The organism is Streptomyces sp. BI87, from assembly GCF_025957665.1.
In the GTDB taxonomy this organism is placed as follows: Bacteria; Actinomycetota; Actinomycetes; order Streptomycetales; family Streptomycetaceae; genus Streptomyces; species Streptomyces albidoflavus.
Map to the genome: position 1 here is coordinate 4,837,233 of NZ_CP110079.1, position 20,936 is coordinate 4,858,168.

Below are 20,936 nucleotides of genomic sequence, written 5' to 3' on the forward strand. Positions count from 1 at the left end.
CTCCGGTTCCGGGGCACGGCCGCCGGGCGGAGCCCCGGGGTCCCGCCCCGCCGGAAGCGTGAGCAGAGACGACCGATGGAGCTTGAGGATCATGAGCGAGACGAATTCCGCCGCGTCCCCCGCGGAGGGCGCCACCGCGCCGCACCGCTACACGGCGGCGATGGCCGCCGAGATCGAGCCTCGCTGGCAGGACTTCTGGGACGCCGAGGGGACCTACGAGGCGCCGAACCCCACCGGTGAGCTGGCCGGGGACCCGGAGCTGGCCGCCCGCCCCAAGAAGTTCATCATGGACATGTTCCCGTACCCCTCCGGTGCGGGTCTGCACGTCGGCCACCCGCTCGGCTACATCGCGACCGACGTCTACGCCCGCTTCCAGCGGATGACCGGCCACAACGTCCTGCACACCCTGGGCTTCGACGCCTTCGGCCTGCCCGCCGAGCAGTACGCCGTGCAGACCGGCACGCACCCGCGCACCTCCACCGAGGCCAACATGGCCAACATGCGCAGCCAGCTGCGCCGCCTGGGCCTGGGTCACGACAACCGCCGCTCGTTCGCCACGATCGACCCCGAGTACTACAAGTGGACGCAGTGGATCTTCCTGAAGATCTTCAACTCCTGGTACGACGAGGAGGCCGGCCGCGCCCGCCCCATCGAGGAGCTGATCGCCCAGTTCGCCAACGGTGACCGGGTCGCCGTCGAGGGCCGCGACTGGGCCGACCTGGACGCCCGCGAGCGCGCCGAGGTGCTGGGCCGGTACCGGCTGGCCTACGCCTCCGACGCGCCGGTCAACTGGGCGCCCGGCCTGGGCACCGTGCTGGCCAACGAGGAGGTCACCTCCGAGGGCCGCTCCGAGCGCGGCAACTTCCCCGTCTTCAAGGCCAAGCTGCGCCAGTGGAACATGCGCATCACCGCCTACGCCGACCGCCTGCTGGACGACCTGGACGGGCTGGACTGGCCCGAGGCGATCAAGCTCCAGCAGCGGAACTGGATCGGCCGCTCCGAGGGCGCCCGCGTCGACTTCCCCTTCGACGGGGAGCACACCGGCAAGGCCGTCACCGTCTTCACCACCCGCCAGGACACCCTGTTCGGCGCCACCTACATGGTGCTGGCGCCCGAGCACGAGCTGGTCGACGAGATCGTCCCGGCCGCCTGGCCCGACGGCACCCGCGAGAGCTGGACCGGCGGCCACGCCACCCCGGCCGAGGCCGTGGAGAAGTACCGCGCCTTCGCCGCCGGCAAGTCCGACGTGGAGCGGCAGGCCGACGCCAAGGAGAAGACCGGCGTCTTCACCGGCGCCTACGCGGTCAACCCGGTCAGCGGCGAGCACATCCCGGTCTTCATCGCCGACTACGTCCTGATGGGGTACGGCACCGGCGCGATCATGGCCGTCCCGGCCCACGACAGCCGCGACTTCGCCTTCGCCCGCGCCTTCGACCTGCCGATCCGCTGCGTCGTCGAGCCCACCGACGGCCGCTCGACCGACCCCCTGACCTGGGACGACGCCTTCAACGCGCACGACGCGACGCTGATGGCCTCCGCCAACGCCGAGGTCAGCCTGGACGGGCTGGACGTCACCACCGCCAAGGCCCGCATCACCGGCTGGCTGCGTGAGCGCGGCATCGGCGAGGGCACCGTCAACTTCCGCCTGCGCGACTGGCTGTTCAGCCGCCAGCGGTACTGGGGCGAGCCCTTCCCGATCGTCTACGACGAGGACGGCGTCGCCCACGCGCTGCCCGAGTCGATGCTGCCGCTGGAGCTGCCGGAGGTCGACGACTACAGCCCGCGCACCTTCGACCCGGACGACGCCGACACCCAGCCGGAGACCCCGCTCTCCCGCAACGAGGACTGGGTCAACGTCACCCTGGACCTGGGCGACGGCCCGAAGAAGTACCGACGCGAGACCAACACCATGCCCAACTGGGCCGGCTCCTGCTGGTACGAGCTGCGGTACCTGGACCCGCACAACGACCAGCGGCTGGTCGACCCCGAGACCGAGAAGTACTGGATGGGGCCGCGCGAGGGCATGCCCGCCGGCGGCGTCGACCTGTACATCGGCGGCGCCGAGCACGCCGTGCTGCACCTGCTGTACGCGCGCTTCTGGTCCAAGGTCCTCTTCGACCTGGGGTACATCTCCTCGTCCGAGCCGTTCCACAAGCTCTACAACCAGGGCATGATCCAGGCGTACGTCTACCGCGACAGCCGGGGCATCCCCGTCCCGGCCGCCGAGGTCGAGGAGCGCGACGGCACCTTCTGGTACCAGGGCGAGCAGGTCTCCCGGCTGCTGGGCAAGATGGGCAAGTCCCTGAAGAACGCCGTCACCCCGGACGAGATCTGCGCCGAGTACGGCGCCGACACGCTGCGGCTGTACGAGATGGCGATGGGCCCCCTCGACGTCTCCCGGCCGTGGGACACCCGCGCCGTCGTCGGCCAGTACCGGCTGCTCCAGCGGCTGTGGCGGAACGTCGTCGACGAGGCGACCGGCGAGGTGTCGGTGGTGGACGTCCCCGAGGCGGAGGCCGGCACCGACACGCTGCGGGCGCTGAACAAGGCGGTCGACGGCGTCACCCAGGACATGGCGGCGCTGCGGTTCAACACCGCCATCGCCAAGGTCACGGAGCTGAACAACTTCCTGACCAAGGCCGACCGGCCGGTGCCGCGCCCGGTGGCGGAGAAGCTGGTGCTGCTGATCGCGCCGCTCGCCCCGCACATCGCCGAGGAGCTGTGGCGGCGCCTGGGCCACCAGGACTCCGTCGTCCACCAGGAGCTGCCGGTCGCCGACCCCGCGTACCTGGTCGACGAGACGGTCACCTGCGTCGTTCAGATCAAGGGCAAGGTCAAGGCCCGCCTGGAGGTCTCCCCGTCGGTCTCGGAGGCCGACCTGGAGCAGGCCGCCCTCGCCGACGAGCGGGTCCAGGCCGCGCTGGGCGGCGCCGGTGTCCGCAAGGTCATCGTCCGCGCCCCCAAGCTGGTCAACATCGTCCCGGCCTGACCGGCACCCCGGAGCCCGGCCCTTCCCGACACGGGACGGGCCGGGCTCCGGCGTGTCCCGCCCGGGGATCTCCCTTACGGGCAGGTTGGGGGTCGCCGAGGAACCGACGAGGGGTCCTTTGCGTTTACGGTGGGAGGGGGCGGCCGGAGCGGACGGCAGGCCGCGCGACCCCGTAGTCCGGCCCGCGCGTCCACTGGAGGACCCACCCCATGGAGACGGCCATCACCATCCTGGCGCTGATCTTCCTTCTGCTGGTCGTCGTCGCGGTCTACGCCTCGGTGAAGGCGGTCAAGGCCGCCAAGCGCGGCGTCGACCGCACCATCAACCAGGCCCGCCGCTCCTACGAGGACACCGCCCTGCGCGCCCGCACCTTCGGCCGCACCGGCCCCGCGGGCGAGGTGGCCCAGCTCCGGCTCACCCTGCGCACCTCGATGCGCGCCACCCAGGACGCGCTGGCCGCCCGGCGCGCCGAGGACGCCTCCCTGAAGGAGACGGCCGAGCTCTTCGACCGGCTCAGCGGCCACGGCCACCAGCTCGACGACGAACTCCGCCGCCTCGAACAGGACCCGGACCGGGACGAGATCGGCCGCCGACTGCCCGACCTGCGCCGCCGCACCGAGCAGATCACCGAGGCCGCCACCTCGCTCCGCTCCGCCCTGCGCGACCGCGCCCACCACGACAGCGAGGACGACCTCGGCGAGCTGGCCGAGCAGATCCGCGTCGAGTCCGGCGCGCTGCGCCACTGGACCAGCGAGCCTGCTCCCGCCGCCCACCAGAAGCCCGAGCCGTGGCCCGAGCCGGAGCGCACCGAGGGCGGCACGCCCGTGCAGACCTGGCCGGAAACCTCCGGCTCCCCCGCGGGCCCGACCCCCACCGCGATCGACCCCGCCACCCCGCACACGCCTTACCCGTGGGAGCGCCAGGGCCGGCGGGACGCCGAGCGGGAGCGGTGAGGCGCCTTCCGGTTCGCCGCTGAGCTGGGGGGACGGGTCCCTGTGCGGGTTCCGTGGCCGACGTGGAGATGATCTTGCCGAGGCGGTCCCGGGCTGCCGGGGCACGCCCGCGGCGGGTAACCTCCAGGCCATGTCCCACCATGTCGCGATCGTCACCGATTCCACGGCCTACCTGCCCCACCGGGAGTCGGAGCGGCATCGGATCACCTCCGTCCCGCTGACCGTCGTCCTGGGCGACGAGGCGCTGGAGGAGGGCACCGAGATCTCCGCCCGCGCGCTGGAGCAGGCGATGCGCAAACGGCGGCCGGTGACCACCTCCCGGCCCGCTCCCGAGCAGTTCGCCCGCACCTACGCGGCGCTCGCCGCCGAAGGTGCCGAGGAGATCGTCTCGCTCCACCTCTCCGCCGAACTGTCCGGTACGTACGACGCGGCCGTGCTCGCCGCGAAGGAGGCGCCGGTTCCGGTCCGGGTGGTCGACACCGGGATGGTCGCGATGGCGCTCGGCTTCTGCGCCCTGGCCGCCGCCGAGGCGACCACGAAGGGCGCGGGCGCCGACGAGGCGGTGGCGGCGGTCCGCGCACGCGCCGCCCGCAGTACGGCCCTGTTCTGCGTCGACACCCTCGAACACCTGCGGCGGGGCGGCCGTATCGGCGCCGCCCAGGCCCTGCTCGGCTCGGCGCTCGCCGTCAAGCCGATCCTGGAACTGGCGGACGGCGCGATCCAGCTGAAGGAGAAGGTGCGGACCTCGGGGAAGGCGCTGGCCCGGCTGGAGGAACTGGTCGCCGAGCAGGTGGCGCAGGCGGGCCCGGTCGATCTGGCCGTCCACCACCTGGCGGCCGAGGAGAAGGCCACGGCACTCGCGGAACGACTGGCGGAACGTCTCGGCGCGAGCGGCGAGCTGTACGTGAGCGAGGTCGGCGCGGTGATCGGAGCCCACACCGGGCCCGGGCTGGTGGGGGTCGTGGTCTCGCCTCGGTAGGGGCGGTGCCGGTGTTCCCTGAGGGGTCCACGCGGTTCGAGTAACCCCTGTGGGTGACGGAGTTATCCACAAGCGCGGGCTTTTCCCCGGAAAATGACCAAGATCCACTTCTTTGGGCGGCCTTGTCTACGGTCGCCGCATGGTGCTGGGATCTTCGTTCTTCGGGGTGAATGTCAAGGATGGGCAAGGCAGAGACGGCGAGCGCGCCGGGGAGGGGACGGGCGACGCGGTACGGGCGCGTGCCGAGGCCCTGTGGGGGGCCGGCGGGCCTGCCGGGGAGCAGCCGGTGGGTGCGCCGCCCGGCCGGGCTGCGGAGGCGGACGCGTGGGACGACGAGCGGCGGATCGTGGGACATCCGTGGTGGGGCAGGGAGGCCGGGGAGCCGGGCACTCGGGGCCGGGTGACCGACGGGGACCCCGGTGCGGCGGAGCGCGGGGCGGGGCGGGAGGGCGGGTCGGCGCCACCGGCGGAAGGGGCGCCCTGTGGCCCTGACGAGCGGCCCTCAGCGCCGGGTGAGACCGGCGTGCTTCGTGAGCGCCCGCCCGCCGGGGAAGCCGCGCGGCCGCGCGGGGCCGCCGGGCGGCGCCGGTCGGGCGCCCGGCGGGGCTGGGGCGGGGTGTCGGTGCTGCTGCGGGCGCGGTGCGGGATGGAATGGCGCAGCGTCGCCGCGCTGGTGGTCGTCGTGGTGGTGGCCGTGGGGTGGGCCGCGCAGCACTTCTGGACGGGGCGCCCGGAGCCCGTGCGGGTGCCCGAGGCCGTCGCGCAAGGGGCCTCGGAGGCGCCGGGGGCGGTCGGCGGGCCTGCGGCGACGGGCCTGCCGTCTCCCACGACAGGGGCGGCGCCCTCGCCGAGCGCGGGTCCGCTCGTGGTCGATGTGAGCGGGAAGGTGGCACGGCCCGGGGTGCACCGGCTGCCCGCCGGTTCGCGGGTGGAGGACGCGCTGGAGGCGGCGGGCGGGGTGCGTCCCGGTACGGACACCTCGGGGCTCAACAGGGCGCGACTGCTGACCGACGGGGAGCAGGTGGCGGTGGGGGTCGACCCGGCGCCCGGCGCCGGACCGGCACCCGGGGCACCGGGGCAGGGCGCCGCCGGGGTCGCGGCGGGCAGCCCCCTCAGCCTGGGCACCGCCACAGCCGAGCAGTTGGAGACGCTGCCCGGTGTCGGCCCCGTCCTCGCCGCGGCGATCATCGCCTACCGCACCGAGAACGGAGGCTTTCGCTCGGTGGACCAACTCCGCGATGTACGGGGCATCGGCGACCGGCGCTTCGAGGATCTGCGGGAGCTGGTGCGGCCGTGAGGGGCGAGGGCTGGGCGGCCGGGGGTGGGAGGGGCCGGCAGGGGGAGTTGGTGGCGCGGGAGGAGTTGGCCGGGGCGGGGGAGCCGGGCGGGCGGCGTGGGACGGCGGTGGGGGACGGGCCGCGCGGCCTGGGCGAGCCGGACGGCCGAGTTGAGCTGGGTGGCGGGGACGAGCCGGGTGGCCGGGATGAGGCCGGCCGCCGGCGGGAGGGGCCTGCCGGTGGTGCGGGTGTGGGGGAGCGGGGACCCCTGGATCTGCGGCTGGCGGTGCCCGCCCTGGCCGCCTGGGGTGCTGCGGCGCTGCTGGTCGGGGTGGGGCCCGGCTGGGCGTGGGGTGTGGTGGGGGTGGCGTTGCTGGGGGCCGGGTGGGTGCTGGCAGGGGCGTGGGGAGGGCGGGAGGCGGGTGGAGCTGGCCGGGTCGGCGTGCGGGCCGGTCGCGAGGCGCCCAGGCGCGGGTGGCGCGGGCGCGGGCGTGGGCGGCGCGGGGGGCCGGCCGGGCAGGAAGTGCCGGGCCGGTTCGGGGCCGGGGCCCTGGGGGGTGCCGGGAGCGGCCCGGTGTCCTCGCTCGCGCTCGCCGAGACGCCGGTGCCCGGGCTGCGGCGGACCAGGCTCTGCGTCGCGGCAGCGCTGCTCTGCGCCGCGGCCGGGGCCGCTTCGGCCGGGCTGCACGGGGCCGACCGCCACCGGGGGCCCGTGCCGGAGCTGGTCGGGCGGCACGCGCGGGTGACCGCCGAGGTCGAGGTGACGGGGGACGCCCGTCCCGTACGGCAGCCCGGCGGGGCGGCGGGGGACGAGTCGGGGCGGCCGCCCTCGCTGCTCGTCGACGGCCGGATCGTCACCGTGGCGGAGGCGTCCGGCACGGCGGTCCGGACGCGTACCCCGGTGCTGCTCGTCGTGCCCGTCCCCGACCGGGCGGACGGTGAGCGGTGGCGCGGGCTGCTGCCCTCGACGCGGCTGCGGCTGACCGGGCGGCTCGCCCCGCCGCTCGAACCCGGCGGGCCTCATGCCGCCGTCCTGCGGCCCTCCCGGCCGGGCCCGCCCGTGGTGACCGGTGAGCCCAGCCGCCTCCAGCGGATCGCCGGGGAGTTGCGCGCCGGTCTCCGGACGGCCTCCGACGGGTTGGAGGCGGATGCCCGGGCGTTGCTTCCCGCCCTGGTCGTCGGTGACACCGGGCGGGTTCCGGACGACCTGAGGGAGGCGTTCCGGGCCACCGACCTGACCCACCTCATGGCGGTCAGCGGCTCCAACCTCACCATCGTGCTGGCCCTGCTCATCGGGCCGCCGGGCCGCGCCCACCGGGCCGAACGCGGCGGTCTGGCACCGCTGCTCGGGCTCGGACTGCGCACGACGGCGGTCGCGGGCGGCGCGCTGACCCTCGCCTTCGTCGTCGTCTGCCGGCCCGAACCCAGCGTGGTGCGGGCCGCCGCCTGCGGAGCCGTGACCCTGCTGGCCGTCGCCACCGGACGCCGCCGCAGCCTGGTCCCGGCGCTCGCCGCCGCGGTGCTGCTGCTCTCCCTCTGGGACCCGTGGCTGGCGCGCGGCTACGGCTTCCTGCTGTCGGTGCTCGCCACGGGGGCGCTGCTGCTGCTCGCACCCCGCTGGAGCGAGGCGCTCCGGGAACGCGGGACGCCGGCCCGGATCGCCGAGGCGGTGGCGGCGGCAGCGGCGGCACAGGCGGTCTGCGCACCGGTCGTCGCGGTGCTGTCGGCGCGCGTCGGGCTGGTCGCGGTCCCCTGCAACCTCGTCGCGGAGTTCGCCGTGGCCCCCGCCACCGTGCTCGGCTTCGCCGCCCTGGCGCTGGCGCCCGTGCTGCCCGGCGCCGCCGAGCTGGTCGCCCGGGCCGCGGGCGTGCCCGCCGGGTGGATCGCCGAGGTGGCGCGCACGGGGGCCGCGCTGCCGGGCGCCGGCTTCGGCTGGCCGGGCGGCTGGGGAGGCGGCGCACTCCTGGCCGTCGTCACGGTGGCCGTGGTTCTGGCGGCCCGCCGTCTTCTGCGAGGGCGGCGCCTGGTCGCGGTCGCCGTCGCGGTGCTGCTGGTGCTGTTCGTGGTGCAGCCGCCCGAGGTGACCCGTGTCGTCACCGGGTGGCCTCCGCCGGGGTGGCGGATGGTCCTCTGCGACGTGGGCCAGGGCGACGCGCTCGTCCTCTCCGCCGGCCCGGGCGCGGCCGTCGTCGTCGACACGGGCCCCGACCCGCTCGCCGTCGACCGGTGCCTGCGCGTCCTGGGGGTCAGCCGCGTCCCCCTGATCGTCCTGACGCACTTCTTCTTTCTGCTGTTAAAAACTGTCTCAGGAAAAGTGTGGTTCAGTCCGATGCGTCGTTGCGATATGAGACGGGCGAGCTGACGGGGTTCCTCACGAGCCCCTAGGGAAGGACAGTGTGGATCTTGCTTTTGTGCAGTCTGGGCTGCTGGAGAAGTTCTTGGACACGGATGCGATCTCTGTGGCGGAGGTCGCTTCTCTCCTGAAGCGGCGAGGTATGCGTGATGGGGCGCCGGTGTTCCTCGACGAGGAGACGCAGATGCCGGTGTCGCCCCTGTGCGAGTACGGCAAGTATCTGTCGACAGCGTTGCTGGACGAGACCACGCTGAAGGACTATGGGCGCGTGATCGGCCGGCTGGACAACCATCTTGTCGATCTGAACAGCGACGTGCTGTCGGCGACGGAGACCGATCTCGTTTCGTACCGAAGCCATCGGACCCAGTTCCAGGAGAAGCCGATTGGCGCAGCGGCCTGGGGCAAGGAGTCGTTCGTCCTAGACGACTTCTACGGGTTCCTCGTTAACCGGAAGTTCTTGACGCACCGCCCAGTGCGGCTGGCAGCACGGGGCCGCAACGCCCTGGCCCCGCGGGTTCGGTCCAGCATGGACATCCGGCATCTGACGTTCGAGCAGTACCGGTACTTCCGGGACGTGGGACTGGGCGGCCAACTCCCCAACGCTCAGGTGAATCCGACCTTCCGCGGGTGGTCACCGCTACGCGACCGAGCGGGCGCCGACATCGCCCTGGGGTCGGGGACACGGTGGCGGGAGTGGTCTACGGTGCTGCTGCCCGAGATAGGTCTGTGGCCCGGAATGCCGGGTGGAGCAGCGGAGTTCATCGTCCAGGCCTGTGCGAAGTATGGCAAGGCACGCACTGTCTACGTCCCCGAGGACGCGATCGGGTCCGCTGATCTGTTCTGCCTGCTGGAGCGTCCGGGCATTGTTCGCAGGGCTGCCCGGACTCTGGAGCGGAAGGTGCGCGACCTGTTCATGGTGGGCGAGGTCGACGTGGCCGGCGGGTGGGTGCGGGGCGTCCTGGACGGCGTTGTGCGCGAGTTCCAGATGTCTGCCATGCCCGCCAAGCTGCGGCGGATCACCGTTTTTGAGGGCGAGTTCGGCCTGGAGGCTCTGGCCCTGTTCGTCTGCCGCGGCGGGCTGATGCCGGGGGCGGACGCCTGGAAGGGTTACCGGCACCGGGCCTGGACGCGCATGAACGCGCTCGCCGACGAGACCACCCCGCATCTGCCTACCCGGCGCTGGCGATGGCACGACCTGAGGCACACCTACGCTCTGCGACTTTTGACCTATCTGGAGAACACCATGGACGGCAGCGAGCCGGACCTGCATGCCCGCCGCCGTCGGCACCGCTCCTACCTGACCGGACATATCCGGCACAACCCGCTGCTGATCGTCAGCCGCCGACTCGGTCACGCCAGTCCAGAAACCACCTACCAGTACCTCCAATACACGGATGACCTGATCAACGAGTTCGAGGCGGCATTCTCCAACTGGGTAGGCGACGACGAAGCGACGTACGCCGAGATCGCTTCGCACGCTTTGTCCGGCGCGAGCGCAGTCTGCCGGTGAGCAATCCACGTCGGAGGGGTCGAAACCAACACGAACGCGAGCGGCTCCTGGCTGCCCTTGCGAGTCCGGTGCAGCCCGGGGGGGTCGGCCCCCGGGTGGTTCAAGTCCCGGGGTATCTAATGGCGGTGGATCCGGCGGACTACAGATGTTCGATGCTGGCTGTACAGCTAGCGGATGAGTGGATCGAGTACGTCGCGGCCACCGGGATCGGGGGCCATGCGAGGAACTACGCACAGGCGATTGATTGCTTCTGTGGATACGTGGACAAGGTGCTCGACTCTCGGGCCCAGGGGGCGAGTCTGGCCGATCCGGATCTCTTCGACACGCTGGTGAAGTGGGAGTTGTCCCTGCCTGAGGGCTATGCGCCGGGCTCGACTAGGCCGGGGATGCTGGCTTCCTCTCTGCGCGTGCTGATGATCCGCCGAGACGACCATCCCGACCGTGTGGTCGCTCCGACCCTGGCCCGAATGGCCCGCGGCCCTGCGTTCCTCGGTAGCGGGCAAAAGGCGGAGCGAGACGAGTTCACCCGTCAGGAGAAGCGGGCCATGGTCCGAGCCGCTTGGGAGAGCGCTCATGCCACCCGCAAGCGCCTGGGCAACGGCTGGGCCCTGGCCGAACAGGGACGCCATCCCGAACAAGGCAGCTGGACCAGCCTCAGCGACCTGCTCTGGGGTCTGGCTCACGAGAAGATCACCGCCGACGACTTCCGCCGGTTCCTACCTGCGTCGCGAGAGTGGCCTTTAGAATTACGGGAGTTCACCGCAGACCCGGGCAGGGTCTGTTATCCGCATGCCGCCAGGCTGCAGTTGGTGCGACGGCTGGTCGCGAATTTGTATCCCACCACCTTCGACCTGCATGCGTTCCGCGTCTTGCTGATGGACTCCACCGGCTATACCTCCGAAGAGGTCACCGGGTTCGGCGAGGCAGAGGTGGAATTCCTACCCAAGGGCGTTCGGCTGACCCTGCTCAAGAACCGTGCCGGACGCCTTAGACACCGGGCCTTTCGTGATCAGGCCCCGTCCGGTCTTTCAGGCCGCTCGGATGATGTTCTCGGCGGGCAACTCACCGTGGACTGGCCGCGGCGTGAGGCCAGCGAGGTAGTCCGGCAACTCCTGGACGTTACAGCTCGGGTCCGCGCCAAGGCCCCGCACGTCACCGACACGCTCTTCGTCAGTGCTACCGTCCGCCCCAACTACAGCGACGACATCGTGATCGGTCGGTGGACCCCTGACCACCCCGGAACAAACTTCCGCCGCTGGCTGGCTGCCATGGAGGTCAACGTCAAGGGTGACCTGCACATCGGCCGACTGCGCAAATCGGTCAAGGTTGAGAAGGCCATCGTCACTGAGGGGCGCATCGACGCCGCCGCGGACGATCACACCGAGGAAACCTTCGCCCGCCACTACGCACAGGGCACCACGTTGCGGATCCTCTCCGGTCGGACGATCTCCACAGCTCAGCAGCACTGGTTCAACAAGGCCCTCGACCGCGTCGACGGCCCCACCGTCCTCGGCGCAGAGCACATTGACCAAGGACCGCTGGAAGATTCGGGCCTGTCCGCGCAGGAGGCCGAGGACATCATGTCCGGCCAGCTCGACATGGGCGTCTCCCACTGCAAGAACCCCTACCAGTCGCCCTTCAGTCGCCCCGGCGAACTATGCGCCGTCGCACCGCTGCGCTGCCTGGAATGCCGCAATGCCTGGATCCTGCCCTCCAACCTTCCTCAACTGCTGCTTTTTAAAGCGCACTTGATGCGACTCCGTACACTTCTGACCCCGCAGGTCTTCACTCGGCTATGGGGACAGAGCTGGGTGAACCTCCAGGCCGTACTGGACGACCGCCAACCCGAGGAACTCGCGCAGGCCCGCAAGCACATCGAAGCCGGCCAGGCTGAGCTGGACCTGCCGTTGGCCGCTCACACGGAGTTCGACGCATGATCTTGCCCTTTCCGCAGCAGCGACGTCCATCACTGTTTCTGGACGATGAACCCGTCGTTCAGAGGCACTCGCTGCTGCCCGAGGCCCGCGAGCCGGGCGCCCAAGTTCCTCGGTTCGGCGATACCGTCCTCTGGGACTTCAACGGCGTCCTCAAACGGCCTGCCAACGTCGCCCCCAGTAACTGGAGGATCTGCTTTAGTCTGGAGCTGGAGGATCCGTACTGGAACCTGCTAGCACGCGAGTTGATGATGCTCGCCTTCAACCAGCGCCACCCTGCCGTCCTCAAGAGCGGCGTAGTTCTCGACGATTTCACCAGTCCCCGCACTCTGATCCAGATAGCCTCGCGCCTCCGTACAACTGCCCGATGGGCCCGCGAGAAAGGGCTCTCTCCCTATCCGGACGGATGGACGCTGGAAAACCTGCGGCAACGCATCACCGACCTGGCCGCCGACGGCATCTCCCCGGAAACGATCAGATCCCACGTGAGTACCTTGAAAGGCCTGGCGGCGGCCGAGCCTGCCTTGAGCCTGTCCTGGCCACCAGGGGATCCGTGGCCTGGTCAGAGCGCTCGCAGGGTTGCCGAGGCCACTTCCAGAGGGGCCATCGTCACTCCCACGGTTCCCCCAGCGACTTGGTTCCCGCTGATCCGCGCTGCCTGGGCCTATATCCACGACTTCGCCCCGGATATCCTGCGCGCCGACCGTCGGCTCCGCGAGCTCAAAGCCGCCGTGCGGCCGTCAGCCCGCGGTATGGATGAGCGACTCGCGGAGTGGCTCGCCGACCCTCAGAGCAGGGTCCCCGTCCATGCGGCGTCCTTGGGGGACGAAGTCCCGCAGGTCCAGTGGAGACTGCTGATCCTCCTCCTCGGCTACCAGCCAGCCGTTCGCAGGGCGTTCTCCGAACGCGACAGCCCGACGAGCAATCGTCGACGCATCCTGATCCTGGACGCGGTTGCCGAGGGACGCATCACGACCCACGCACTGGCTGGAGAACTCGCACAGGTCGTCCGGCCGGACGGCAGCACGGGGCCTTGGCATCCTGCCATCGATCAGCGGGCACTGTCTGACCTGAAGACGACACTGCGCGATGCGGCATTTGTGCTGGTCGTGGGCCTATCGATGATGCGTGACTCGGAGATCCACGAGCTCCTCCGAGAGCCCGTCGTCGAGCACTACAGCACCCCAGCCATCGCCTCCACGAAGATCAAGGGCACCACTGACCGCCCTGGCAAGCACTGGTGGATCGCGGAACCCCTCGTGGAGGCCATCAAGGTTGCTGAAGCCGTCTCCCTGCACCCCGAACGCGTTTTCGCGCCCGTCCACGCTTCCAGGCAGGACGGGACCCTCGTGGGCGTCAGGATGCTGGAAGCGTTCGTGACGTTCGCGAATGCCGCCCGGGCATGGACCGGGCTTGACGAGATCCCCACCACTTACATCCGCCCGCACATGTTCCGCAGGACGATGGCGATGCTCACCGACCAGTTCCCCGGGTCCGAGATCGCCACCGGTATTCAGTTGAAACACCTCGCCAGGAGAGCCTTGGCCAACTCCACCACCCGCGGCTATGTCGCCTCGGACACTAAGTGGGCCAAATACCTCGAAGACGCCTTCGACAACGTTAAGTTCCGCAAGATCAAAGAGCTTTACGAGCGTCACACTGCAGGTGAGGAGATTGGATTCGGGCCCGGAGCCGAACGCATCAAAAACGCCTTCGACCAGATCACGGAGACCGTCAATGCCCGCAACGGAGACGCCCGCACCGCCGACACCCTCTTGCGAACCACACGGATCCACATCCGCTTCGGCATGCTCAACAACTGCACCGCCGACCACAGCAACCCGAGTGGCGCCATCTGCCTCGAAAACGCGATCATCCCCGAAGGGCACGTCGGGCCCCTTGACGAACGCTGCCGGCCCGACCGCTGCGCGAACAGCATGATCGGTCCCGAACACCTGCCGATCTATGAGTCTCATCAGCGCAAACAGCTCCAACTCATCAACAACCCCTGCACGCCCGCCTGCCGACGAGACCTCGCCGAACGCGAACTGGACATCACCCGCAACGTGCTCGCGATGGCCGGCGAGCCCCAGTGACCCCTCCCGCCGAGGCACCCATCGACCAGGTCAGCCCCAAAACCGCAGCCGCACTGCGGGCGGCGATGGCACGCCTCTTCAATGGCCGCCCACAGCGAACCGATGGGCGCCTCACCAAGGAGAATCTCTACAAAGAAGCCCAGGTCAGCCGCGCGACCATGAACCGCGCGCACGCCATCCTGGCCGAATGGGACGCGCACATCGCCGCTTACGGCAAGGCCACCGCCGGCGAGGCCAAGCGCGACGCGACCATCGCCGACCTTAAGAAGCGCCTGGCCACGAAGACCCAGGAGTGCACGCTCCTGGAGAACAAGCTCAAGGCCGCCCATACCGCAATCGCCGCCCTCTTCCATGACAACCAAGCCTTGCGGCAACAGCTCGACAAGGACGCCTCAGCCACCGTCACACCACTTCGCCACCGCGGCCCCCGCCAACGTCACTGAGCACCAGGCCAGACACACCGTTCGGGTGTGAGTAGCTGCGGTACAGGCCACGCCGCTGCCTGAACCCGACCGGCGAGGATTCGGGGATCATCTGGCCAGTTCCAACGCGGAGGGTACGGGCCCGACTACCAGGCGATACCTTGGTTTGGTGGATCAAGAACTGCCAAAGCCCGAGGCTGGCGAGCGGGTGACGAGCCGGGAGCAGGATGCCGTACGGCTCTTGCTGCTCATCGACGGCGCCTGCGAGCCCGTATCCGACGCCGATCGCGCTGACCCTGGGCTCGAAGCAGCTGTGGGCGTTGTCCGCACGCAAGTCCGCCTGCAGAAACTGGATTTCTGGCTCCGAAATCCTGACTACCTTGCCGATGAGCTGCTGACGAAGTACGAGGCGAGCGGTGAAGCGCGCCTCTTGGCGCTGGCCGGCCAGATTCTGGATTCTGAGGAACCCGAGGTGCGGTCCTACCCCATGCTGCGCCACCACTTCGGGGCCTACGAGCCTCTGGACGATGCCCTCGCTGTGCTGCGGAGTGCTGGCCTGGTGGCTCGTCGCCGACGTGGCACCGTCAACCGGGTACGACAGCACGACTACTTCCTGCTGACACCGGGCCGCACTGTTGCGCGCGAGATGATTCGGCAGGCACCCGCCTTCCAGTACTACGTCGACCGGGTGGGGCTGGTGCTGGATCTGGCCGACGGGCGTGGTGGCAGTCAGCTGAAGAAGCAGCAGTATCTGCAGCGTGAGTACGCCGAGGCCGCTCGCGGCGACCACATTGGGTCGGTGAGCGCACGAGCACGCGCACGGCTGGAGAGGCTACGTAGCCAGACAACGAGCGGGGATACCGAGACGGGGAACCGTGGCTGACGAGATGGCACTGGAGACACGGATCGCCGCCCGCGCAAAGGTGAGCGTCGACGACGTGCAGACAGTTTTCGAGTCCCAGGGCATTCCGTTGGGTGTGCCTCCAGCCCGACCAAGGCCCTTGCGGATCCACCGGCTGCGCGTGGCCGGCGAGAGGACCGGAGCCCTCGAACCAGGGGAGTTCGACACCACTTTCCGGTTCGGGGAGGGGCTGACGGCCCTGGTGGCCTCGAACCTGCGCGGGAAGTCGAGCGTGCTTGAACTGGTGACCTGGTGTCTGCGGGGAACTCCGCGGGAGAAGAGCGGCGCCATCCACTGGCTGCGCGAGGTCGACCTCGATGCCACGGTCGCTGGCCAGGCCATGGCCTTCCGGCTGAACCTGGAGAGCGAGGAAATCACCTCAGCGATCGCGCTCTCCGGGCCCGATCAGCAGACACTGCAGACCCGCCGCTCCCCGGACCCGACACATGGCGTGCTGCCTCTATTTCGCGCGGCGAGCTCGGAGAGCTACGCCCAGCAGGTACAGGCCCTGATGATGCAGTGGCTGGACCTCCATCCACTGGTCAGCGCCAAGGAGGGCGCGGCCGCCGTCTCGCACGGGTGGCCCGCCTACTACGGGGCCCTGTACATGCCGGGCGCCCGCTCACCCTCGCTGCTGGGCGACGTGGCCATGAGCGGCCTGCCGGGACGTCTTCTGCAGGTATTCCTTGACCTGCCGGCCGCGGCTGTGCTGACCAAAGTCAAGACACACGCAGCGCTGATGTCCACAGCCCGCCAACGACGGCAGACCACGGCGAAGGCTGCACAGGCCGAACGCTCGGAGCAGCGACGGCAGACAGAAGATGATCTGGCAGCAGCCCTGGCCCGACTGGAACAGCTGACTCAAGGCGCAGGGGGCTCGGACCAGGAGTCGTTGGCTGATCTGGCCGCAGCCACAGTGCAGTTCGCCACTGTGGTGGCGGACAGCCAGCAGGCGTGGGACGAGCTGATGCGGATGCATAGGGAGGCCAGGGCCCAGCGCCAGCGGGACGAGAAGCTGCTCAACGATGTACGCGAGAGCGCAATTGCCCGCCGGCTGTTCCATGGGCTGGAACCCACCACCTGTCCACGGTGCGATCAGAGCTTCGCCGCGGAACGCCGCCAGCTGGAACTGCAGGAACACAGTTGTGCGGTGTGCGCACGCTCCGTCCAGGGCGATAACGAGGCCCCCGAAGACGTCTTGGCCGAGGCCGAGGACCGAGTGAAGGCCAGCAGCCAGGCTGAACGGCTGTCGAGAGAGGCCTTGGGACAGGCGGAGCGCGAGCTCGATCGGCTGTCACGTGACCTGCGCACGGCGCAGGACAGGCTGCGCCGGGCCGATGCGGCCGCCCGGGTACCGGAGTACGCGCAGGTCCGAGAGGAAGTGCTGCGGCTTGAGGGAGCGCTGAGCGTTCTTCCCGAGCTGCCACCCTCGTCCGATGATCCGGCGGAGGAGCTGGCGATCAAGGTGCTCCGTGCCGGGGCGAAGACTCTGGAGGACGATCACGCGAAGGAAGCCGACAGGCTGTTCGCGGACCTCAACACTGAGATCTCCGACCTCGGACGCAAGTTCGGATTTGCCGGGTTGGAATCCGTAAGGATCGACCGCGCTGCGCACCTTCGGGTGATGTCGGATGGCGGGCATGAGCGCAGCTTCAGCGACCAAGTGCCCGGAGAGCGCCTGCGCCTACGGATCGCTGTGATCGTGGCGCTCTTGCGTGTGGGCGCAGCGCACCAGGTCTCCACGCACCCGGGACTGCTGCTGATCGACAGTCCGAAGGCGGAGGAGATCCAAGACGTCGACATTCATCTTCTGCTCGAAGAGCTCAACGCCGTGGCGGAAGCAAACCAGCTGCAGGTCCTCGTGACGACTGCGGACTTCGACCTGGCGCACGATGTTCTGCCGTCTGACAGCATCATCGAAGCTGCAGAGGGCAAGCCACTGTGGTGACACACGTCTGAGGGTGGAAGGCGACAGAACATGACGCAGCTCGCCGATCGTCTCAGTGACCTGGCCACCGACGGAGTTCGGGCGATCACGTTCCAGGACATCGGTCTGGCTGCGGACCTGGTACGCGATCAAGTGAGGGAAGTCGCTGCGGGACCGCTTGCGCCCCTCCTGGCTGAGGCGGTCGTCCGCGCCTGTGACCATGCAGACGGCGAATGGAACCAGGCGGCGGCAGAATTTCCCGCTGGGTTCGCCCAGCAGAGCAGCGTGCTGGCTCTCACCTCGTCGCTGGAGACGCTTCTGAGCAGTGCTGCCACCACGAAGGCTCTCGCCAAGTCCCTGAATGGTGCCCTTCTCGACGGGCTCACCGAACAGGTCGTGCGCGGCCCGCTGCTTGCCGCAGCCCGGCTCGAGGGCGCGGTTAGACTCGCTGCTTCCGATGCTGTCAGCCCCTATCGGGTCTGGGATCTACTTGAGGATCTGCCTGCCGATGGGCCTGAGGACTTTCTTGAGCGTCTCCCCCGCGTTCTCGGTGTCGCACTGGACTGCTGGGCCCAGGAGGAGACCCGAGTCTCGACCGCCGTGCGGGCCCTGCTGCAGCACCTGTCCGTCGACGAGGCGGCTGACGTCGACGCACTGTTCGAACTCGGTTGTGACCGGCTGAGGACCGCGCTCTCCTCCACTGAACTGGCCGAGGTGAGCCGCCTCGTCAGCGAGGCACGCGCCTTCTTTGCCGCGGCCGTAGCGGCAGAGGAAGCCCGTGATGATGCCGCCGCATATCTGGCCGTCTGCGACGCCATCCTCGGCTTCACGGCCCACGATGCAGCGAAAGTGTCTGCGGCTGCCGACCGAGTCGATAAGGCTCTGGAGCGGCGGCAGGCCTGGCTGCACGGAACCCACCAGCCTGTATGGCTCCAACCGCGCCGGGCAGCCGAGATCGCCTGGTCCCAGCTCCTGATCCAGCTGAGAGCTGCCGCGGACCTGTTTGCGGCCGACGTCTGGATGGACTCCTGGCAGGCTATCGATGCGGTCCTAACTGCCTACCGGGCTGCCCGCACCATCCAGCCGCTCGGAGCACGCGAAGGTTCTCCCGGTCTCGTGGCACTGGTCGAGCCGGCCGTCGACGACGGTTTCCTGCGCAAAGAGGGCTTCATCAGGGCACTGAAACACGCCGCAGAACACCCTGCAGACTGCCCCCGCTCAGGCTTCGACACCGCTGCCGCCACGGCTATACTCGCCCGCCTCGACGCCCGAGACTCCCGCAGCCCAGCACGTGGTGACGGAGACGACTCAGACCACGAAGACCCCGAAGCCGAAGCGGCCGCGAGGGATCGCGTGCATCGCATCGCACCGACCGTCGTACGACAACTCCATATGAAAGGCGCCCTGTCCCTCGCCGCAAACCTCTCAGACGACAACCTGGCCACCGTCGAAGGCCTCGCCTACGACAGTGACGTTGCCCGTCTCCAGGCCGACGACGCCCTCATCAACCCCCTTCTCGACGGCATCCTCACACGCCTGTCCGAGCACCCGGACTTCAGGGGAACAGTCCGACACACCTTCAGTGTGCTGGTCACCCAGACGCTGCTCTTCCTCAAAAGCCGCGCTGACCTGACCCGCACCAGCCTCGTCGGCCCCGGCAAGCGCGAGGATCCTCCCTTCGACTACCGCCGCAAGCCCGAAAAGGGACATCGCGCGGCAACCGAGGGCGACCTGCAACGCGACTTCCATCAGTGGCTGCAGACCGGGCCGCTTCACAACACCGTCAAGGTCGAACCCACTGACATCGGCATGGGACGCGCCGACGTCATGGTCCAGTTCGGACCGCTGCGCTACCTCACCGAGATGAAACAGGACAGCGACGACAACAGCCGCGCCTACATCGAGAGTAAGTACCTCACCCAGGAAGCCGAATACACCAACACAAACGCCCCCTTCGGCCAGCTCCTTGTCCTCGACCTCACCCCCAAAACCACGAGCGGTGGAACCCTGCGCATCGACGAACTTGCCTGGCTCGCCAGCCACCGCCCCCACGGCGCGACCACTGACCGGCTTGTCCTGGCAGGTATCGTCACCGGCAACCGCCTCACCCCATCCGCCTACTCACGCTGACCGAAGGGGCGCTGAGAGCTGGCTCTCCCCGCTGCGGCTCCGATCTCGATAATCCGCAGCGTGGTCGCCGCCTCCCTAAACATGCTCAGTGCGTCCGTGAGTCTCAGTAGATCCTTCGGCGTGAGGCCGCCGGGTGTCGCCTGTCGGCGGCCGGTTCGAATGGTTCTGATTCACTTGTTTGTGAGGCCGGTGCCGGTGCGTCACAGGACCGCAGTCGAGGCCGCTGTCAGTTGCAGGACCGTTGCGCCACTCGCACGGCCCAGCCGTCATCTCAGCGCCCATAATGTTGTCCCACCACGGAGAAAGATCACTAAAGAAGTCAGGGGGGAGCATGCTTTTCCGGCATCCTGGGTACGTCAGCGGCCTCGTCGAGCTGCGCCCCGAAGCAGAACAAGATCTCGCCAAGCTGCCAAAGTCCCGCCGGGGGGAGTGGAAAGCCGCGATGGAGGTCGCCGAGAGGGACATCCTCCATGACACGGTCGAGCTGACCTGTGAGGAGTGCCGCGGCACCTACGACCCGAAGTGGCAGGAGTGGAGGATGCCGACTGACCTCGGCATCGGGCCCTTCGCCGTCGATGACGGCGTGGCGACAGTGCGGCTCTTGCAGCGCCGCATAGCCGGGCTCGAGACGATCTACCAGGTCGTCTCCTACCTGAACGGCGCGAGCATCCGCCACCAGGTGACCGTCGGCGAGATCGTGGCCACGGGCGAGAAGTCCCGCATCCGCGCTTCCCTGCCGCAGCAGAAGATGACTGCTGCGCCCGGAGACGCCGCGTACAGCATCGGCGCGTATGTGAGACTCCTTGGCGAGGTCGAGGCGTCGTGCCACGAACTCGTTGCGAAGTACCGGACGGTGGACACCGAGCAGCGTGAGGCGAGCTACCAAGACCTTCAGCGGCTCGCCACGTTCCTGGCAGAGCAGACCAGCCTCCTGGAGAAGAAGGCAGCCGCCTCTCCTGCCAAGCCGAAGCCGAAGTTCCGCGCGGTGAAGGACTGGTTCGACCTGACGCCCTCCGAGTTCGAGCAGGCCATCGCCGACCTGTGCCGTGCGGGAGGCTGTTACGGAGTCGAAGTGTCGGGTGGTGCGGGCGACCTCGGCGCGGACGTTGTCGCCTATACCCCTGAAGGCCGCAAGGTCGTCATCCAGTGCAAGCAGTACCGCGGCAAGGTCGGCAGCCCGGAGATGCAGAAGTTCGCCGGCACAGTCTTCAGCGTCCACCAGGCCGACATCGCGCTGATGGTCACGACAGGGTTCGTCACCGGGCCGGCAGCTGACTACGCTGGCGTCGTCGACATCCGGATCGTTGACTCCAACGTTCTGCGCCGGTGGGCCGACGGCACCGATCAGCCTCCGTGGAAGTGAGAACGACCAGCAAACGGATCGCCCGTGACAGTGGGCCTTTGACGGTGTGTCATGCGTGCTCAGTTGCGAAGAGGATCGGCCGGCGTAGTAGGTCGAATCCGG

The 20,936-nt window shown here is 69.3% G+C and carries 13 protein-coding genes; all 13 read left to right on the forward strand.

Going from position 1 to position 20,936, the window contains the following annotated elements:
• Nucleotides 1-91 precede the first annotated feature (91 nt).
• The gene (leuS, locus tag OIM89_RS21530) at nt 92-2,989 is read left to right on the forward strand and encodes a leucine--tRNA ligase (protein WP_195731039.1); all 2,898 of its coding nucleotides are present in this window, start codon (nt 92-94) and stop codon (nt 2,987-2,989) included.
• Nucleotides 2,990-3,198: 209 nt separating this feature from the next.
• Complete coding sequence (locus OIM89_RS21535; RefSeq protein ID WP_195731040.1) at nt 3,199-3,942, forward strand: hypothetical protein; 744 nt, start codon at nt 3,199-3,201, stop codon at nt 3,940-3,942.
• 130 nt (nt 3,943-4,072) lie between these two features.
• Nucleotides 4,073-4,921, forward strand: a complete 849-nt coding sequence (locus OIM89_RS21540; RefSeq protein WP_195731041.1) for a DegV family protein — start codon at nt 4,073-4,075, stop codon at nt 4,919-4,921.
• Nucleotides 4,922-5,444: 523 nt separating this feature from the next.
• The gene (locus OIM89_RS21545) at nt 5,445-6,218 is read left to right on the forward strand and encodes a helix-hairpin-helix domain-containing protein (RefSeq protein WP_374121100.1); all 774 of its coding nucleotides are present in this window, start codon (nt 5,445-5,447) and stop codon (nt 6,216-6,218) included.
• Nucleotides 6,219-6,484: 266 nt separating this feature from the next.
• The gene (locus OIM89_RS21550) at nt 6,485-8,560 is read left to right on the forward strand and encodes a ComEC/Rec2 family competence protein (protein WP_319802339.1); all 2,076 of its coding nucleotides are present in this window, start codon (nt 6,485-6,487) and stop codon (nt 8,558-8,560) included.
• Between the two features lie 34 nt (nt 8,561-8,594).
• Entirely contained in the window at nt 8,595-10,061 is a 1,467-nt protein-coding gene (locus OIM89_RS21555) for a hypothetical protein (protein WP_264491542.1), read from the forward strand.
• 152 nt (nt 10,062-10,213) lie between these two features.
• Nucleotides 10,214-11,998, forward strand: a complete 1,785-nt coding sequence (locus tag OIM89_RS21560) for a hypothetical protein (RefSeq protein WP_264491543.1) — start codon at nt 10,214-10,216, stop codon at nt 11,996-11,998.
• On the forward strand, nt 11,995-14,091 hold the full coding sequence (locus tag OIM89_RS21565) for a site-specific integrase (protein ID WP_264491544.1): 2,097 nt from the start codon (nt 11,995-11,997) through the stop codon (nt 14,089-14,091). Before OIM89_RS21560 ends, OIM89_RS21565 begins: the two co-directional genes overlap by 4 nt.
• Nucleotides 14,088-14,534: a hypothetical protein gene (locus tag OIM89_RS21570; RefSeq protein WP_264491545.1), complete on the forward strand. Its 447-nt coding sequence runs from the start codon at nt 14,088-14,090 to the stop codon at nt 14,532-14,534. Before OIM89_RS21565 ends, OIM89_RS21570 begins: the two co-directional genes overlap by 4 nt.
• A gap of 148 nt (nt 14,535-14,682) precedes the next feature.
• On the forward strand, nt 14,683-15,396 hold the full coding sequence (locus tag OIM89_RS21575) for a hypothetical protein (protein ID WP_264491546.1): 714 nt from the start codon (nt 14,683-14,685) through the stop codon (nt 15,394-15,396).
• Complete coding sequence (locus OIM89_RS21580) at nt 15,389-17,362, forward strand: hypothetical protein (protein WP_264491547.1); 1,974 nt, start codon at nt 15,389-15,391, stop codon at nt 17,360-17,362. Before OIM89_RS21575 ends, OIM89_RS21580 begins: the two co-directional genes overlap by 8 nt.
• A gap of 30 nt (nt 17,363-17,392) precedes the next feature.
• Nucleotides 17,393-19,471: a hypothetical protein gene (locus tag OIM89_RS21585; protein WP_264491548.1), complete on the forward strand. Its 2,079-nt coding sequence runs from the start codon at nt 17,393-17,395 to the stop codon at nt 19,469-19,471.
• A gap of 331 nt (nt 19,472-19,802) precedes the next feature.
• Nucleotides 19,803-20,834, forward strand: a complete 1,032-nt coding sequence (locus tag OIM89_RS30060) for a restriction endonuclease (protein ID WP_413747419.1) — start codon at nt 19,803-19,805, stop codon at nt 20,832-20,834.
• Nucleotides 20,835-20,936: the final 102 nt, after the last annotated feature.

Bases quoted from the DNA above. Each gene is read 5' to 3' on its own strand.
- OIM89_RS21585 (WP_264491548.1), top strand. From the start codon at position 17,393: ATGACGCAGCTCGCCGATCGTCTCAGTGACCTGGCCACCGACGGAGTT.
- OIM89_RS21560 (WP_264491543.1), top strand. From the start codon at position 10,214: ATGCTGGCTGTACAGCTAGCGGATGAGTGGATCGAGTACGTCGCGGCC.
- leuS (WP_195731039.1), top strand. From the start codon at position 92: ATGAGCGAGACGAATTCCGCCGCGTCCCCCGCGGAGGGCGCCACCGCG.
- OIM89_RS30060 (WP_413747419.1), top strand. From the start codon at position 19,803: ATGCTTTTCCGGCATCCTGGGTACGTCAGCGGCCTCGTCGAGCTGCGC.
- OIM89_RS21540 (WP_195731041.1), top strand. From the start codon at position 4,073: ATGTCCCACCATGTCGCGATCGTCACCGATTCCACGGCCTACCTGCCC.
- OIM89_RS21565 (WP_264491544.1), top strand. From the start codon at position 11,995: ATGATCTTGCCCTTTCCGCAGCAGCGACGTCCATCACTGTTTCTGGAC.
- OIM89_RS21535 (WP_195731040.1), top strand. From the start codon at position 3,199: ATGGAGACGGCCATCACCATCCTGGCGCTGATCTTCCTTCTGCTGGTC.